The sequence below is a fragment of the Aureispira sp. CCB-E genome (genome assembly GCF_031326345.1).
In the GTDB taxonomy this organism is placed as follows: domain Bacteria; phylum Bacteroidota; class Bacteroidia; order Chitinophagales; family Saprospiraceae; genus Aureispira.
In genome coordinates, this window is record NZ_CP133671.1 from 25,472 (window position 1) to 44,455 (window position 18,984).

The 18,984-nt window shown below is 37.8% G+C and carries 11 protein-coding genes and 3 rRNA genes; 1 reads left to right on the top strand and 13 read right to left on the bottom strand.

All coding sequences use genetic code 11. The features are described 5' to 3' along the window. Positions 1–104: 104 nt before the first annotated feature. Entirely contained in the window at positions 105–1,577 is a 1,473-nt protein-coding gene (gene proS, locus QP953_RS00110) for a proline--tRNA ligase (RefSeq protein WP_309553616.1), read from the top strand. Positions 1,578–1,775: 198 nt separating this feature from the next. On the opposite strand, the gene QP953_RS00115 is transcribed toward proS, so the two are convergent. The 13 genes from QP953_RS00115 to QP953_RS00175 form a co-directional block, all read right to left on the bottom strand. Further along, positions 1,776–2,480 carry a thioredoxin family protein gene (locus QP953_RS00115; protein WP_052597060.1) on the bottom strand — a complete coding sequence of 235 codons (705 nt, stop codon included), beginning with the start codon at positions 2,478–2,480 and terminating at the stop codon, positions 1,776–1,778. Between the two features lie 339 nt (positions 2,481–2,819). After that, positions 2,820–3,383 carry a TlpA disulfide reductase family protein gene (locus tag QP953_RS00120; protein ID WP_309553617.1) on the bottom strand — a complete coding sequence of 188 codons (564 nt, stop codon included), beginning with the start codon at positions 3,381–3,383 and terminating at the stop codon, positions 2,820–2,822. 70 nt (positions 3,384–3,453) lie between these two features. Continuing rightward, positions 3,454–4,434 carry a radical SAM/SPASM domain-containing protein gene (locus QP953_RS00125; RefSeq protein ID WP_052597058.1) on the bottom strand — a complete coding sequence of 327 codons (981 nt, stop codon included), beginning with the start codon at positions 4,432–4,434 and terminating at the stop codon, positions 3,454–3,456. A 40-nt stretch (positions 4,435–4,474) separates the two neighbouring features. Next, the gene (locus tag QP953_RS00130; protein WP_309553618.1) at positions 4,475–5,008 is read right to left on the bottom strand and encodes a DinB family protein; all 534 of its coding nucleotides are present in this window, start codon (positions 5,006–5,008) and stop codon (positions 4,475–4,477) included. 83 nt (positions 5,009–5,091) lie between these two features. Continuing rightward, positions 5,092–5,598, bottom strand: a complete 507-nt coding sequence (locus QP953_RS00135; RefSeq protein ID WP_309553619.1) for a rhodanese-like domain-containing protein — start codon at positions 5,596–5,598, stop codon at positions 5,092–5,094. 142 nt (positions 5,599–5,740) lie between these two features. Next, positions 5,741–6,241: a hypothetical protein gene (locus QP953_RS00140; RefSeq protein WP_052596827.1), complete on the bottom strand. Its 501-nt coding sequence runs from the start codon at positions 6,239–6,241 to the stop codon at positions 5,741–5,743. A gap of 103 nt (positions 6,242–6,344) precedes the next feature. Next, the gene (locus tag QP953_RS00145) at positions 6,345–7,235 is read right to left on the bottom strand and encodes a tyrosine-type recombinase/integrase (RefSeq protein ID WP_052596823.1); all 891 of its coding nucleotides are present in this window, start codon (positions 7,233–7,235) and stop codon (positions 6,345–6,347) included. A gap of 114 nt (positions 7,236–7,349) precedes the next feature. Continuing rightward, positions 7,350–8,228, bottom strand: a complete 879-nt coding sequence (locus QP953_RS00150) for a MerR family transcriptional regulator (RefSeq protein ID WP_052596822.1) — start codon at positions 8,226–8,228, stop codon at positions 7,350–7,352. A gap of 451 nt (positions 8,229–8,679) precedes the next feature. Then, positions 8,680–11,325: an ATP-dependent Clp protease ATP-binding subunit gene (locus tag QP953_RS00155; protein ID WP_052596820.1), complete on the bottom strand. Its 2,646-nt coding sequence runs from the start codon at positions 11,323–11,325 to the stop codon at positions 8,680–8,682. Positions 11,326–11,617: 292 nt separating this feature from the next. Beyond that, a 5S ribosomal RNA gene (gene rrf / locus QP953_RS00160) occupies positions 11,618–11,728 on the bottom strand. A gap of 144 nt (positions 11,729–11,872) precedes the next feature. Further along, a 23S ribosomal RNA gene (locus tag QP953_RS00165) occupies positions 11,873–14,740 on the bottom strand. 295 nt (positions 14,741–15,035) lie between these two features. Next, positions 15,036–16,562 (bottom strand): 16S ribosomal RNA (locus QP953_RS00170). Together the 16S, 23S and 5S rRNA genes form the textbook arrangement of a ribosomal RNA operon. A 727-nt stretch (positions 16,563–17,289) precedes the next feature. Continuing rightward, a complete protein-coding gene (locus QP953_RS00175) occupies positions 17,290–18,909 on the bottom strand; it encodes a DUF6088 family protein (protein WP_309553620.1) in 1,620 nt (539 codons plus the stop codon). Between the last annotated feature and the right edge of the window lie 75 nt (positions 18,910–18,984).

Consider the following 18,984-nt stretch of genomic DNA (forward strand, 5'->3'; position numbering starts at 1 on the left):
AAAATTTTGATTTACAACCTACTTTAACACAGGTTAAAGTTTGTATTGAGACCTAAAACAATCTTTTTTTTATTTATTAAACTACAAAAAATATACCACAAAAAATGGCTAAGGAAATTACATCACAGTCCGAGGACTACTCTCAATGGTACCTTGATATTGTGAACAAAGCAGGCTTGGCAAACAACTCAAAGGTACGTGGCTGTATGGTCATCAAACCTTATGGTTTTGCCATCTGGGAAAAAATTAAGGCTGACTTAGATCGACGTTTCAAAGAAACAGGACATGTAAATGCTTATTTCCCGCTGCTTATCCCTAAAAGCTTTTTGAGTCGTGAAGCAGACCATGTAGAAGGTTTTGCCAAAGAATGTGCTGTTGTTACCCATCATAGGTTGATGAATGACCCAAATGGAAATGGGGTGGTAGTTGATCCGAATGCTAAACTAGAAGAAGAACTGATTATTCGTCCTACTTCTGAAACTATTATATGGGATACTTATAGAGATTGGATTCATTCTTATCGTGATTTACCCTTGTTAATTAACCAATGGGCTAATGTTCTGCGTTGGGAAATGCGTACTCGCCCCTTCTTGCGCACAGCAGAATTTTTATGGCAAGAAGGGCATACAGCACATGCCACAAAAGAAGAAGCGCAACAAGAAGCTCGTACAATGCTAGATGTTTATGCTGACTTTGTAGAGTCTGTGATGGCTATTCCTTTGTACAAAGGAGAAAAAACAGCTCATGAACGTTTTGCTGGAGCTGACAACACCTATACCATCGAAGCATTGATGCAAGATGGCAAAGCATTGCAATCTGGTACTTCTCATTTCTTAGGGCAAAATTTTGCTAAAGCCTTTGATGTTAAGTTTTTGAACGAAAACAACAAAGAGGAATATGTATGGGCTACTTCTTGGGGAGTTTCTACTCGTTTGATGGGTGCTTTAATTATGATGCACTCTGATGACGAAGGTTTGGTATTGCCTCCTCGTTTAGCACCAATTCAAGTAGTTATAGTGCCCGTGCCTAAACCTAACGATGAAATCAATGCGGCAGTAGAAAATATTATGCATGCCCTAAAAGAAAAAGGCATTTCTGTAAAATATGATATAGACAAGAAAAAACGTCCTGGTTTCAAATTTGCACAATATGAAATGGAAGGGGTTCCTGTCCGTTTGGCAATTGGAAAACGTGACTTAGAAAAAGGTGTTGTTGAAGTCGCTCGTCGAGATGAAAAAACTAAGGAATCTGTTGCATTAGATGGCATTGCAGATCATGTTGAGCAATTGTTAGAAGACATTCAAAACAACCTATTCAATCGCGCTAAAAAATTCCGAGACGAAAAGACAACCAAAGTAGATACTTGGGAGGAATTTGTAACAGTAGTTAAGGAAGGTGGGTTTGCTTATGCTCATTGGGACGGTACTACAGAGACAGAACTTAAAATCAAGGAATTGACGAAAGCAACTTCTCGTTGTATTCCTCTAGAGCCTTTATTTGGAGAGGAAGGGGAAGGAACTTGTATTTTAACTGGTAAACCTTCTAAGCAACGCATTTTATTTGCTCGTGCTTACTAAACAATAATTAGCGGCACTGCAACTTCGTGGTCTTAAAATATGGGCACATTTTATTCTGTGCTCCAAGCATATCTAAGCTCTTTTCATTTTTGAAGAGAGCTTTTTTTATTATAAAAAACAGACTCTTGCTAATGCTAAGAGTCTGCCTCAAATTTTTTCTCTAGAAATAAGTCTAAGTCACTAATATTTTAGCTAATATTAAATCTTATCTTCTGGCTTTTTGCATTTAACAGAGCAGCCAAATGCTTTTGTAAAACTAGGATTAGGTGCTTCTCCTTTAATTAAAGCATCTAGCGCATTTGCCAAGTAATGTTCCTTAACAGCAGCAGGATCTTTGCTATCGTCAATAGCTCCGATATAAGCTACTTTGTTTCCTTCTTCTGTCTTATTAACGACATAAACATGTGGTGTTTTAGTAGCTCCATATTGAGGATAAATTTTTTGCCCTTCATCCATCAAATAAGGAAATGTAAATCCTTTTTCTTCTGCACGGACAATCATTTTGTCATAACTATCATCCTCATTTACTTCTGGATCATTAGGGTTGATTGCTATCACAGGGTACCCCAATTCTTTGTATTTTTTGTCCAACTCAATCAAACGATCTTCATAAGCAATAGAATATGGGCAATGATTACAAGTGAACACAATAACATAACCTTTGGCATCTGGATAATCAGCCATTGACAGCATATTTCCATCTACATTTTTCAATGTAAAATCGGTAGCAATGTCTCCAACTTGGTAGCCAACGACTGTTGGTTTTGCTTCTTCTTTTTTTTCAGGTGCTGCTGATGCAGTTGTTTCTTCAGTTGTTGATTTTGCTTCTTCTTGGGGTGCTTCATTAGAACATGATGCTACAAAAACAAGAAATAAAAGCATTAAAACACTTTGTTTCAAGATTGCCATAGTTGTTTTTTTAGATGGTATAATAAAATTGTTTTTTATTTTTTAGTACTTATTATATTTTAATACTCCGTTGATTTTTTAGTTTTCCTACAACCCCGTAGGCTCACGAAGTAAAAACGTAAAAAATCATCTTGCATTAGTTTGATTATCAGTATTTTAGGACAAAAGCCAATAAAAGCACATCTTACTGATAATCAAACTAATACGATTTTTCAACGGAGTAATGATATTTGGTAGTTAGCTATGCTGCTACTTCGTGGTCGTTGATTAACTTTGTTACTCCCTGCGGTCATCAACTCGCATAACTCGGTTCGCTGCTGTTGCGTGTTAATGCTATAAAAACTCTTTTAGTCTTGTCTCCAAGGCTTCATATTCAAAACTCTGCTCAAAAAAAGCACGTTTTTTTTGATTATAAATAAGTGTAGCGGGCAACGCGCCAGACCAAGTTGGGTTTATTTTATCAATCCAATCATTCATTCCTTGCTGTTTCAAAACAAGCACCTCCCCTTTTAGTTGATTTTGTTCCATAAAGGGGATCAATTTTGAGTCAATTTTGTCTTCAAAATCTAGGCTAACTAAAATCAAACGAACATTCTTATCTTTATAGTTTTGATACAATTGCTCAAAATAAGGCAATTCTTCTACACATGGTTTGCACCAAGTTGCCCAAAAATTAATCACATATGTCGTATCATTGTTTGCCTCCAAATAGCTTTTAAAGTGGTCATAATCGTATACTCCTACAGAGACTCCGTTACCACTCACTATTTCATTAGGGACTCTTTTGATAGCTGCTTGCTCCTTTGTTGTTGCATTAGAATCTTCAACCTTAGATTCACAGCTCAACAACAGAATAGAAAATATAAAAATAAAATAAATTTTGTTCGTTATTATCATAATAATTTTTCTTAAAATCCAATAGTAGCCTTCAACTCAAAAAACTCATTCACAACAAAATAAACAACAATCAATGCCAAACCTTACATCCTTCTGTGCAGTTGGTACAAATATCAATTTGATCTCGTCCTTTCAGTAAAGTTGCCCGAAAATTCTGATAGGGCTTGTCTTTCCATACTTGTTCAAATGAGGTATGCTTTAAACTCCCTAAACGATAGGTAGCATCTTTATCAAAACAACAAGGAACCACCCAACCATCCCAAGTAATCACACAAGAATGCCAAAGTTTCCAACAGTGATTCAACAATTCATTTTTAATAACATAAGTCCCATCCTTTTGTTCCGCATAACGAGCATATTTATCTATTGTAGGGATAAGAGCATTTCCATTTTTATAATCATATATCTGGGCTGTTTTGAGTTTAACCTCATCAGCTCCAATCTCTTTTGCCAATTCATATACCTCTTCAATTTGATGCTCATTGGGTCGAACCACTAAAAATTGAAAAATAATATGCGGTGTTGGAGATTGCAGCTTTTTTTTCCATTTAACAATATTTCTAGCTCCTTCCAGTACTTTCTCCAGATTTCCTTCTTTCCGATAGGCTTCATAAACCTCTTGAGTCGTTCCATCAATAGAAATAATTAAACGATCCAGTCCTGACTCTATCGTTGCCTTAGCATTTTTATCATTCAAAAAATGGGCATTGGTAGAAGTAGAGGTATAAATTCCTTTTTGATGGGCATAAGCGACCATCTCCAAAAACTTAGGGTTGATATACGGCTCTCCTTGAAAATAAAAAGTAAGGTAGAAGAGTTGATCTCCAATTTCATTTATAATTTTCCGAAAAAAATCTTCTTTCAAATTTCCCGTATCTCTTGTAAATGCCCGCAAACCACTTGGACATTCAGGGCAACGCAAGTTGCAAGCAGTGGTAGGTTCTATTGAGATAGAAAAAGGCAAGCCCCATTGAATAGGGCGTTTGAGCCACTTTGTCAAATAAAAAGAGCTATAAACTTTGAGGGCATTCCACAAGCGCTTCAACGTCATTTTTGAAGCAAAATTTCTAATATCGTTCCAATAAATCACCTTATAAATTGAACGGCTCAACAGATTCTTTTAAATAACGTTCTTGCAAAACATAAGTATGGTGTAGCTGATGTCCTGCTATAATAGCAGCTACAGCTCGTACCGTACTTGGAAACGCCTTGCTTCCTCCCAAAACTTGTTCCTCTTCTGTAAATCCCTTAAATAAATGGATGGTAAACTGTCTTAATAACTCTGTAGAAGTCAATAAATATTCCCAGTCTATTTGTTCTAAATTAGCAGCTGTAGCATATTTATCTTCGTCAAAAGGCAACGCACTTTGAAAATCTCCCCTAGCAAAACGCAACGCACGGTAACTCAAAATTTGCTCGCAATCAACCATATGCAATACCAATTCTTTGATACTCCATTTGCCCTCTTCGTATCGGTAATTGGCAACCTCTTTAGGAATTTTTCGAAGTATCCTTAATGAATAAGCCTGTGCTTTTTGTAACAATTCTATAGGATCCCCCTCTGGTAAATGATCTATATAAGTTTTAAAGTAGCTATTGTACTCATTTGCTTTTGGAAATTTCATATTTCGATTTATTTATCATAATAATTCGCCTCAATAAAGAAAGGGAATAAATACTCATTATTCCGTTAAAAAATCGTATTAATTTAATATACTTTTTCCCCTTTATTCAACCAACGTCCCCAATCACGATTATAAGCATGTACTTTAGTCGTTACCTCATTTTGAAGATTAACCAAAGGATAAGTTCGGTTCGTCCATTCAAAAATGCCTCCGTATAAATTATAGACTCTGGAATATCCCATTTTTTTTAGTTGTTCTCCTATTTTTTCGCTTCGATACCCTACAGAACAATAAACCACCACAATACCATCCTTTGGAACCATGGTTAGTCGTTCGGGAGAAAACGTATCATAACCTACCCAAACAGCATCTTTCAAATGAGATGTTTCGTACTCTTTCTTTTCTCGTGCATCCAGCAAATAAAGATTGGGGGTGTTCACTTTTTGCTCCAAACGTTCGCAAGAAATAACAGGCACACTGTGCTCAATTAGTTCCTCTATTTTTTTCTCAAATTTTGGATCTAGTGTTTGTTGTGCCAATAACAACAAAGGCATTAAAAATATAGGTAAAAATATGCTCAGCTGTTTCATAAATTACGTTCAATTAGCATTCTATATACACCATTTATGTAGATAGAAGCTCGATTACACAATATGATATGGTATAATAATACTAAGAACTAGACACATAACATACCTATATTCAGCAATTAGCATAACTATAACTAGAATATTACACTGTTCCGACTTTATTGTACACCCGCCAAAAAGATAATAATAATCTAAATGGAGAAATCACTACTGCTATAATTGCACTCAATGCAAAAAAGCTATACACCTTGGTCATATAAGCCAACACTTTTCCATGTTCGCTAAACGTAATATCTGACCTAAAATAAATCTGATACTCTTCCATTCCATCACTCTGACGTTCCAAAAAATCTTGATAATTAAAAAACATCTGTATCAAATAAAAAGTCAAAGGAATACTGGCGAAAATTAAGATAAATTTCCCTATTTGAAAATGCGATAAAAAGGTATATTTCAATAGGAACAAGTATCGAGTATACGTGATAAAAATGATAATAAATAAAATCAATTCATAAATAAATTCCTGCCGCACAAATTCACTCCACAAGGGTTTTGTCACAATCCATGCCACTACTGCTGTCAATAACCACCAAATCAATTCCATCCCCAATTTTCCAAGCCTTTGTTTTCCCAAATTATCCATTTCTAAATTCTTTTCTGTTTTATTTTATAAAAGTAGTAGTTAGCTGCGCTGTTAACCTGTGGTCGTTGATTAGCTTTAGTGTTACTAATAAAAGATAAAATCACTATTTTTTTGCCTTCGGATGTGCCTGTTCGTACACCTTTTTCAGCTGCTCAATCGAATTGTGGGTATACACTTGTGTTGCTGCCAAATTTGCATGCCCCAACAATTCCTTTATAGCATTCAAATCTGCTCCATTATTTGCTAAATGTGTTGCAAAAGAATGCCTTAAAACATGAGGGCTTCTTTTTTGAGCAGTTGTAATCAAAGATAAATAATGTTTGACTTTATTGTATACAAATTTAGGATACATTGGGCGCCCCTTATCTGTTAAAAAGACAACAGTTTCTTGATTCTCCAGAAAAGTTTCTTGGACAAGCTGTTCATAATTCAACAACGTTTCCTTTAAAGGCTTTCCGAATGGGACCAATCGAACTTTATTTCCTTTCCCCTCTATTCTAAAGTGTTGATTTTGAAAATCAACATCCGACCATTTCATATTAATAACTTCACTTCGACGCATACCTGTGACGTACAATATTTCTAAAATCAAATAATCTCTCAATCCTGAAAAGCCGTCAGGAAAAACAACCTTCGTTTGCAATTTATTCAATTGGCTCTTTTCTACAAAAGCTGGTAATCGCTCCGATTTTTTAGGTAATAACACTTGTGGGAAAGATTGGTTCGAAATACGCTGAGTCGTCAACAAAAACTTATGATATGTTTTGAGAGAAGATATTTTTCGATGAATTGATGTAGCACTTAATTCCTGTTGCATCAAAGCAACCACCCACGAGCGTAGGTGGATCGATTTTAGTTTAGCCCATTCATTTAAATCATATAGATCCTTTAGATAGGTTATGAACTGCGTTAAATCACGCTTATAAGCTGTAATAGTGTGTTTTGAGTAACGGCGTTCGTACTCTAGGTAATTCAAAAAAGCAGTTAATTCCATAATTATCATTCGTATACAATATGCCAATTAAAACATAACATATAGCTACTACAAAAGTAACGCTTTTAAGATGAAAAGGAGATTAGTTAAGATAAAAATACCACAATACACGTATTAGTTGGCAAAGAATTCGATTAGGTCATTTAAATCGTCTAAAACAGTTACATTTTCTGGAGACTCAGATTGTTTTGGAGTATGCTGAAAACCAGAAATCAGCAAGTGAGGTGTTTCGATGCCATCACTCAACTGCTTAACATAACTTTCTGATACATAACGTTTGTGGCGCTCTGATATAATCGTATAAATAAAATTGGGCTGGTGTATGGAAGTAGCCAACTGCAAATCTTCAATAACTACTTTAGTCCCCAAATAAACAACATTGACATTCCGTTTTTTCAACAAATACTGAACAAACATGAGGTATAGTTCCTGTTGGTCACCTTCTGGCAAGTAAAGCAAAACCTTAGGCAATCCATTGCCTTTTTTTACTTTTAATTTCGTAATTTCTGTCAAAATTCTTCGACGGATAACACAACTTGCAAATTGCTCATGCATAGCACTAATTGATCCCGTCAACCAAAGCAAACTAGCTTTCTCTAGAAAAGGCGCTAATACATTCAAGATAGTATCTTCGACACCATTTTGCGAAAAACATTTGGTCAATATTTTTCCCATTTTAAATTCGTCTAATTCCATCATTGCCATTGCTAAGCCCTGAAAATTATCCGTATGCTCTGCTTCTGTCTTAGACAATTTGTCAACTTCCGCCTTAATTTCTTCTTTGCTGAGTTTAGCAATTTTGGATATACGAATGCCCTTGCGATTCAAGAATGCTATGTTCATCAAGAACTTTAAATCCTGATCGGTATAATAACGAATATTAGAGGCTGTTCTTTTAGGCTCTATAATGCTATAACGCTGCTCCCATATTCGTATGGTATGGGCCTTAATGCCCGAAAGTTTTGCTAAATCACGAATGGAGTAGTTTGCCAAGGGTACTCATTTTTCATTACTTCATACTTTTTACACCTGTCTTTAAAAGCTTTAACTACTCGTTAGTTAAACATACATTTGGATGAAAATTTGTCTATTGAAACAAATTTCAATAGCTCAATATTTTAGTCTCATTAGCCAACAACATGCTAACTAACAGCTTAGTATATAAATACAAATAAGGGAGTAAACAATGAAGTAATAGTTCTCAAAATTTTACTTAATAAATATGTACGAAATAAGAACAAAAAATAGATCAATATGTTCACACAAAGACCTATTTTTTTGTTTTTTCTTTCAACAATAGCCCGTTACAAAACTGCATTAAGTTCGATTTTTTAGAATTTTGAGATCTCTTAGAGCTAATCAGCCCAACAAAAAACAAATTATCAAACCAATATGTGATATTTTTTTTCTAAGAAAAAAACGCAACGAGTTATTATTTTTGAAGCTATTCTTCTACCTTCTTAGGGACTTTTTTTTCTATTTTTTTCTTTGTAAAGGTCAATTCTTTTTTGGAGCTAACATCTACATAAATCACATCTCCCAAATCAAACTCACCAGAAAGTAGATGTTTAGACAGCTCATTGTCCACATCTCGTTGCAATACTCGTTTCATTGGTCGAGCACCATATTGTGGCTCGTATCCTTTTTCAGCTAAAAAGTCAATTGCTTTGTTAGACAATTCGATATCATATCCTTGACGCTGTACTCTTTTTCGAGTCGATTTGAACATTAACAACATAATTTTCTTAATCTCTTCCTTATTAAGAGGCGTAAACATTACTTGTTCATCGATACGATTCAAAAACTCGGGGCGCATATGATCTTTTAGCGCTTCAATCACTTCATCCTGAGTTGCGTCAATAATTTCTTGTCGCTTTTTATCATCTACATCATCCAAACCATCAAAATTCTCATAGATAATATTAGACCCCATATTGGTAGTCATGATGATAATAGTATTTTTAAAATCAGCTACACGACCTTTATTGTCTGTCAAACGCCCATCATCTAATACTTGTAATAAGATATTGAATGTATCAGGATGTGCTTTTTCTATTTCATCTAACAAGACAATAGAATATGGTTTTTCTCGAACAGCATTGGTCAACTGTCCCCCTTCTTCATAACCAACATATCCAGGAGGAGGTCCTACCAAACGAGCGACGGCATGTTTTTCCATATATTCGCTCATATCCAATCGAGTAATCGCATTTTCATCATTGAATAGATACTCTGCCAAAGCTTTAGCCAATTCTGTTTTACCGACCCCTGTTGTTCCCATAAATATAAAAGAACCGATTGGCTTCTTAGTATCTTGCAAACCAGAGCGACTTCGGCGAACAGCATCTGAAACAGCCTTTACAGCAGCCACTTGTCCAATCAAACGTTCACCTATTTTTTCCTCCATTTTAAGCAGTTTCTCTCGCTCACTTTCCATCATTTTGCTAACAGGAATTCCTGTCCAACGAGACACAACATCTGCTACATCACTTTCATCAACTTCTCCGTCTGTCATCCTTTTTTCAGGAGCCAACTTATCCAAATCAGCTTGTGCATTTTTAAGAATATCTTCCTGTTCTTTTATTTTGCCATATTCCAGTTCCGCTACTTTGGCATAATCTCCATTCCGACGAGCTTCTTCAGCTTCTATACGAAACTCCTCCATGACCGCCTTACAACTCTGAATAATATTAATCAACTCTTTTTCAGATTCCCAAGCGCTCTTCATTTCAAGCAAATCTTCTGAAATTTCTGCCAACTGCTTATTAATAACACCTATTTTGCTTTTTGTTCCATCTCTTTTAACAACCTCTTTCTCAATTTCTAATTGCCTTTTCTTTCGTTCCAAAGCATCTAACTCTTCAGGAACAGAGCTTAACTCTAAACGCAATTTAGCCGCCGCTTCATCAATTAAATCGATTGCCTTATCAGGTAAGGCACGATCGCTCACATAGCGCTTAGACATTTCAGCCGCTGCAATAAGCGCACTATCCAAAATTCTCACCTTGTGGTGTGTCTCATATCGATCTCTAAGACCTCTTAATATAGCAATAGTCTCTGCGACTGTAGGTTCTTCTACTTTTACTTTCTGGAAACGACGTTCTAGGGCTTTATCTTTTTCTATATAACGTCTGTATTCATCCAATGTAGTCGCTCCGATTGTTCTCAATTCTCCTCGTGCCAAGGCAGGTTTTAAAATATTCGCAGCATCCATTCCACCGCCACCGCCACCAGCACCAACTAGTGTATGAATTTCATCTATAAATAAAATTACATCATCCGATGTAGTTACTTCTTTTACCACTGCTTTCAAACGCTCTTCAAACTCCCCTTTATATTTTGCACCAGCAACCAATGCCGCCATATCCAACGAAAATAACGTTTTTCCCTGTAAATTGTCTGGGATATCATTATCCACAATACGCCAAGCTAAGCCCTCCACGATAGCGGTTTTTCCTACCCCTGCTTCTCCTATAATAATAGGATTATTCTTTTTCCTTCTAGATAGAATATGCAAAATGCGTCGAATTTCTTCATCTCGACCAATAATTCGATCTAATTTTCCAGTTCTAGCACGCTCATTGAGATTAACCGCATATTTATTTAAGGCGTCAAATTCATTCTCTCCACTTGGAGTATTAACATTTTTCCCCTTTCTCAATTCCTTAATTGCAGCGCCTAAATCTTTTTCATTGGTTCCCATTGACGCCAGCAACTTCACTGTTTTATCATTTTTAACAGTAAATATTCCAGCCAAGATCATATCTAAAGCCACATATTCATCCCCCATATCTTTTGCCAAACTTTGTGCTGCTTGAATTGCTTTGCTAGCATTTGTTGACAAATGGCTTCCATGATTATTACCTCCATACACCTTTGGGTAGGTCTCCATTATTAAACTTAGCCTATTTGTTAATTCTCCTATATCTATAGATATTTTTTTCAACAAGAATAAAACAATACTGTCTTCGATATCCATCATTCCCTTCAATAGATGTGAAATTTGTACATCTTGTTGCTCTTTTGCTCGAACATATTCTTGAGCTTTCAATATCGATTGACGAGCTTTTTCGGTAAGTTTATCAAACATTTATTGGGTGTTTTATAGTGTAACAATATAGTTATTATACACCTTGTAATTTATAATTTTTAAAGATTATCAACTTCTTCAATGCTTAAACAGCATGAAAAGTTCTCGCAATATGAAAAATAAAGGAATTTAGTAGTATTTCAAAAAAAGGAACTAGTAATTATGCAAAAAAAACAAAAATTAAAAATGAAGTAACCAATAACAAAAAAAGCGGCGATAAAATCCTATAGATCTTATCGCCGCTTTTAGCATATTGTTCCTAACTTTTCAACAGATTTTTTAAGAAAAAAAAAGAAGGCGGTGACCTACTCTCCCACCATAAGGCAGTACCATCGGCGCTGAAGGACTTTACTTCTTTGTTCGGAATGGTGAAAGGTGTCTCCCCTTCGCTATTGCCGCCTACTATTCTTTGTCCATTTCTAGACGTTTCTTCTGTTCTTGTTCTGAACTTCTTTTTCTTGTTAATCAACAATTTCTATTGTCGATTTATTAACATACAGTGGAGATAAACTAAAGCAATTTAGCTATAGATTCTTCTATTTTAAAAAATAGAAAGCTTTCGGGTCATTAGTATTGCTCGGCTCCCTAACACATCACTGCGCTTCCACCTGCAACCTATCTACGTCATCATCTTTAACGTCCCTTCATGGAATACTCATCTTGAAGTTGGCTTCGCGCTTAGATGCTTTCAGCGCTTATCCATTCCGAACATAGCTACTCTGCAATGCACACGGCTGTACAACAGATACACTAGTGGTTCGTTCAACTCGGTCCTCTCGTACTAGAGTCAAAGCTTCTCAATATTCCTACGCCCACAACAGATAGAGACCGAACTGTCTTGCGACGTTCTGAACCCAGCTCGCGTGCCACTTTAATGGGCGAACAGCCCAACCCTTGGGACCTTCTCCAGCCCCAGGATGTGACGAGCCGACATCGAGGTGCCAAACCTCCCCGTCGATGTGAGCTCTTGGGGGAGATCAGCCTGTTATCCCCGGAGTACCTTTTATCCTTTGAGCGATGTCCCTTCCATTCAGAAACACCGGATCACTTAACCCTACTTTCGTACCTGTTCGACTTGTTTGTCTCGCAGTCAAGCTCCCTTGTACTTATACGCTCTTTGCATGATTACCAACCATGCTGAGGGAACCTTTGGGAGCCTCCGTTACTTTTTAGGAGGCGACCACCCCAGTCAAACTACCCACCTAACGATGTCCCCACACAGGGGTTAGTCTCTAAGCAATTGAAGGGTGGTATTTCAACAACGACTCCACCAGCACTAGCGTACCAGCTTCATAGTCTCCCACCTATCCTACACATCAACTACTCAAAGACAACGTTAAGCTATAGTAAAGGTTCACGGGGTCTTTTCGTCCCGTTGCGGGTAATCGGCATCTTCACCGATACTTCAATTTCACCGAGCTCATGGCTGAGACAGTGCCCAGATCGTTACACCATTCGTGCAGGTCGGAACTTACCCGACAAGGAATTTCGCTACCTTAGGACCGTTATAGTTACGGCCGCCGTTTACCGGGGCTTCAGTTAAGAGCTTCGCCGAAGCTAACCCCCTTCCTTAACCTTCCGGCACCGGGCAGGTGTCAGACCCTATACTTTGCCTTTCAGCTTCGCAGAGTCCTGTGTTTTTGCTAAACAGTCGCCTGGGCCTCTTCACTGCGGCTCAGTTTTTACACCGAGCGACGCTTCTCCCGAAGTTACGCGCCCATTTTGCCTAGTTCCTTAGCCATGATTCTCTCGTGCACCTTAGGATACTCTCCTCGACCACCTGTGTCGGTTTACGGTACGGGTTCCTGTAATCTATAGTTTAGCAGCTTTTCTTGGAAGTATGACTAATGGCATTATCTATCCACTCCATAGAGTTTCTAGTACTATCGAGTTTCCTGTGATGTGCGTACTTCACTACACATCCTACGTCCACTCTTCAACGAGCTATTCCATCAGCTCGCAGCCAACCGCCTGCTCCGTCCCTGCTTCACAATTACAGCAAGTACTGGAATATTAACCAGTTCGCCATCGACGCCGCCTCTCGGCTTTGCCTTAGGTCCCGACTAACCCAACTCTGTCTTGCATAGAATTGGAATCCTTGGTCTTTCGGTGAATAGGACTTTCACCTATTTTATCGTTACTCATGCCTACATTTTCTTTTCTAAGCTCTCCAACATGCCTCACAGCACATCTTCGCTGACCTTAGAATGCTCCCCTACCATCTTACGATCCACAGCTTCGGTGATATATTTGATGCCCGAGTATTTTCCGCGCAGAGTCACTCGACTAGTGAGCTGTTACGCACTCTTTAAATGAATGGCTGCTTCCAAGCCAACATCCTAGCTGTCATAGCAACTCCACCTCGTTCTTTCAACTTAATATATACTTGGGGACCTTAGCTGGTGGTCTGGGTTGTTTCCCTCTTGGCTATGGACCTTAGCACCCATAGCCTCACTGCTGGTTCTTTGTAATGGCATTCGGAGTTCGTCAGGGGTTGGTAGGATTTGACTCCCCCTAGCCCTATCGGTAGCTCTACCTCCATCACAAATTAACTCCAACGCTGCACCTAAATGCATTTCGGGGAGTACGAGCTATCTCCAGGTTTGATTGGCCTTTCACCCCTACCCACAAGTCATCCAAACACTTTTCAACGTATATTGGTGCGGTCCTCCATTGTGTGTTACCACAACTTCAACCTGCTCATGGGTAGATCACCTGGTTTCGCGTCTACCTCCACTAACTTATTCGCCCTATTCAGACTCGGTTTCCCTACGGATTCGGTACTCTATACCTTAACCTTGCTAGTGAAGTGTAACTCGTAGGCTCATTATGCAAAAGGCACGCCGTCACTTTCGCTCCGACCGCTTGTAAGCGTATGGTTTCAGGTTCTTTTCACTCTGCTCCTAGCAGTTCTTTTCACCTTTCCCTCACGGTACTTGTTCGCTATCGGTCTCTCAGGAGTATTTAGCCTTACCGGATGGTACCGGCAAATTCACACAAAATTCCTCTGGTTTCGTGCTACTCAGGATCCTGACTCTTTACAAATTTTACGAATACGGGACTCTCACCCTCTTTGGTTTGCCTTCCCAGACAATTCCTCTTCCTTTGTAATAGATTATTCAGTCCTTCTACCCCATATAAATTGCTCTATATGGTTTGGGCTTTTCCGCGTTCGCTCGCCACTACTTACGGAATCATTTTCTTATTTTCTCCTCCTACAGGTACTTAGATGTTTCAGTTCCCTGCGTTCTACCTCTTTCGAGTAACTGACCTTCAGTCAGCTGGGTTGCCCCATTCGGACATCTACGATTCTTAACGTCTATTTGCGACTCATCGTAGCTTTTCGCAGCTTATCACGTCCTTCGTCTTCTCTGAGAGCCTAGGCATCCCCCATACGCTCTTTGTTCGCTTTCTTACATAATGAACGCTTTCGATCTATATTCCTATAAATCTAATTCGTTTATTCTTTTCGTGCTAATTCTCATTAACACGGAGATAATCTTTATCTATTTTGCTTTTGTTTATTCTCCAGTATGTCAATTAACTTTTTCTTAGTATCTAGTCCAAGACTTGAACTTGGTGGATGCCTCTATACATCTTAGATAATTTTTTGTATTGTCCTTTCAATACTTTATATAGAATTGAAACAAAACAGGATAATTAGATTCAAGCTTAAAATCTTTCTAACAAAGATTCTTTATGTGCTCTTTAAAGGAGGTATTCCAGCCGCACCTTCCGGTACGGCTACCTTGTTACGACTTAGCCCTAGTTACCAGTTTTACCCTAGATAGCTCCTTGTTAGGTCACCATCTTCAGGCACCCCCGACTCCCATGGCTTGACGGGCGGTGTGTACAAGGTCCGGGAACGTATTCACCGCGCCATGGCTGATGCGCGATTACTAGCGATTCCAACTTCATGAAGTCGAGTTGCAGACTTCAATCCGAACTGGGATAGGCTTTCTGAGATTCGCTTAACTTCACAGTCTCGCTCCCCTCTGTACCTACCATTGTAGCACGTGTGTAGCCCTGGGCATAAAGGCCATGATGATTTGACGTCGTCCCTTCCTTCCTCACTCCTTACGGAGGCAGTCTCCCTAGAGTCCCCACCATTACATGTTGGCAACTAAGGATAGGGGTTGCGCTCGTTGCGGGACTTAACCCAACACCTCACGGCACGAGCTGACGACAACCATGCAGCACCTCACTACCAGCTCCGAAGAGAAGACCCCTTTCAGGATCGGTCTAGTAGCGTTCGAGCCCAGGTAAGGTTCCTCGCGTATCATCGAATTAAACCACATGCTCCACCGCTTGTGCGGACCCCCGTCAATTCCTTTGAGTTTCATTCTTGCGAACGTACTCCCCAGGTGGCTAACTTAATGGTTTCCCTCAGTCACTTATCTATTCCGATAAATGACCAGTTAGCATCGTTTAGGGCGTGGACTACCAGGGTATCTAATCCTGTTCGCTACCCACGCTTTCGTACCTCAGCGTCAATAATGCCCTAGTGCACTGCCTTCGCAATTGGTGTTCTACTTCATATCTATGCATTTCACCGCTACATGAAGCATTCCATGCACCTCGAACATATTCAAGTCTTACAGTTTCAAACGCGTACCATAGTTTAGCTACAGCCTTTGACGTCTGACTTATAAAACCGCCTACGTACCCTTTAAACCCAGTGATTCCGGATAACGCTTGCACCCTCCGTATTACCGCGGCTGCTGGCACGGAGTTAGCCGGTGCTTATTCTTCTGGTACCGTCTCTCCAAGGATTAATCCCTGTCATTCTTCCCAGATAAAAGTGCTTTACAACCCAAAGGGCATTCATCACACACGCGGCATGGCTGGTTCAGAGTTCCCTCCATTGACCAATATTCCTTACTGCTGCCTCCCGTAGGAGTCGGGTCCGTGTCTCAGTACCCGTGTGGGGGATCACGCTCTCACGCCCCCTACCCATCGTCGCCATGGTAAGCCGTTACCTTACCATCTAGCTAATGGGACGCACAACCATCTTTTACCGACCGAAGCCTTTCACTATTTATACATGTGTATTAATAGTCGTATGCGGGATTATTCGCCGTTTCCAGCGACTTTCCCCCAGTAAAAGGTAGGTTTTGTACGCGTTACTCACCCGTGCGCCACTCGTCAGCCAACCGAAGTTGCTGTTACCGTTCGACTTGCATGTATTAAGCCTGCCGCTAGCGTTCATCCTGAGCCAGGATCAAACTCTCCATACTATTTCTAGTTTTTGTTTTTGACGGATTACTTATTCTATTACTTTGTAACAAAACAAGCATCTCTCTCTTTTTCACATCTTCCTCTTCTTGATTTTACGCTTGCTCTTCAACTTTCTCAAGCTGAAAATTTCTTCTAGATTTCTCTAGTTTCTTACCTAATTATCCTGTCGTTTCAAATATCTTTTTCTGTTTCTTTCGAAACTTTTTTACCCGCTCTTTCGTTAAGCGGTTGCAAATGTCTGACTTTATTTTTAAACTACCAAATTTTTCTTAAACTTTTTTAAAAAATATTTTTTAGTAGTTATTTTTTGTCGTTTTATTTCTGCTATACTTCTCTTTTGAAGCGGTTGCAAATGTCTGACTTTATTTTTGAATCTGCAAATATTTTTGGAACTTTTTCTAAAAATATTTGTTGTTCTTTGTCTGACCCTTTATTTACTTTTAAACACCTCTCTTTCGAAGCGGTTGCAAAGGTACGACGTTTTTCCCTTTCTCCAAATTTTTTACCTTTTTTCTACAACCTTTTTTCATTCTTTTTTTTGCTATTTTTTACAAAACATTCTATTACAACTTTATAGCTTTTTATTTTTTTTTAGAAAAAACTTAATAAAAAGTGATAAATATCTTTTTTTTTAGTTTTACTTATTTCCCTAGCCAACTGCTTTAGTAGAAAAAGATGTTGATTTTATAAAAATAAAAAGTATCTACAATATAAAATCTACTAAATTTAATGTTTTTTAAAAGGAAACTCCAAATCCATTGTCCAATCTAAAGCCTTCATTTTTTCTAAAAATAATTTTATTTGTTGTAACATTTCCTCAAAGGAAGGTGATTGTCCATAAATCATTTCTTCTTGCATAGACCTATAATCTTTTTTCCATGCCTCCTCTAAGTGTATTGGAGGTATTGGATTAATCAATTGAGGTTGATGAAGATTATAATTAACACCACCAACTCTTGAAAATTTATATCTATGCCTTACAATTACTTCATATAATTCCTTATTTTTTATTGCTTCCTCTGCGTACTCTGTAGAAGATAGTTGATATACATCGTATAAATGTCTACTCAATCGATCTGTTCTAATTTTTTCTACTGGTCTCTGAAACTCTTCATGTAATAAAAACAACTTTTCTAAAAAAGTCCTAGAAGGGTTTACTGTTGGAACCATTACGGGAGCTTGATTAAATTCAGCATCTGGATAGTACTCATCAACTAAAGATGAGATTGATTCCATATTAAAGGGCTCCCTTAATGATCGGCAACCAATTTCTACTTGAACTCTAGGCTTGATATAAATCGAGGTCTGCGTAATACTTGGGTAATATATTTCAATAATGCGTGGATCTTGATCACTATCTTTTGTTTCAACGAGCTTAAATTCAATATTTCTAAATCCCTTTTCCCGAAATTTAATTTCTAATGCTGGATAAAAAACTTCTGTAATATAAACACTCGCCTTTTTTCTTAGCTTAGTTATTTGGCTCTTTGATAATTCGCCTTCAAAATCAAAAAACTTTCGATCTATTGCAAAATCTATATCTTCAGAAAAACGAGCAATTAAATTCCAAGCTTTACTCAAGGATGTTCCTCCTTTGAAAACAATAGACTTGCCTATATCCATACTAAAGATAATTGATAAAGTTTGAACAACCCACCAATCTTTTTCCACTGCATAAGAAGTCATCCCTGTTTCTTCAGCAATTTTTTCATAAATAGCTCTACGCTCCTCTTCTTCTAAACTATCAAATTGAATACGATTTATTTTCATTATTTTTTTAATCCATTCTGGTGCTAATTCAATGTCATGCTCTAAATCTTTTGGATCTTCTTTTTGTAATAATATTTTTATTTTTTCAATTTCATTTTTTGTTAGTGCTTCCTTCCCTATTGCACGAAGAGCTTGAATTACTTGACTACTAATTTCTCCTTTGGCCAATAAGTTTTTGGGTGACGCCTTTTTAAATTTAATTGTTCGATTTCCTACCTTGATTTCTCGTGAAGAACCATCTGTAAGAAAGACCAATTTGGTTGGTATTTGGGAACTTAATCCTAACATATGCAAGGCATAAGTTCCTGTTGGAACAATCCTAATTTTATCCCTTTTTGCAATTGCCTCTACCACTTCTTCCGCAGAGGGTAGTACCTCTCCTACATACTTACTAGTTTTAGGTCGAACATAGATACCTTGAGCCACTCTCTTAATAAAACCACTTTTATTAAGTCGATGTAGAGCAATTCTTACTGCTTCCGAAGATCCAAGTTTATTAAAATCATTAGGAAACAATAATGTTCCTCTCTCAAGTAAAGAAATTTTACTTTTTATTATTTTTTCTACGCTTTCCATTCATGATCATTTGTAACAAATATAGCAAAAATTTGTTACAAATGTATCTTTTATTTCTCAACTGAATTATATCTT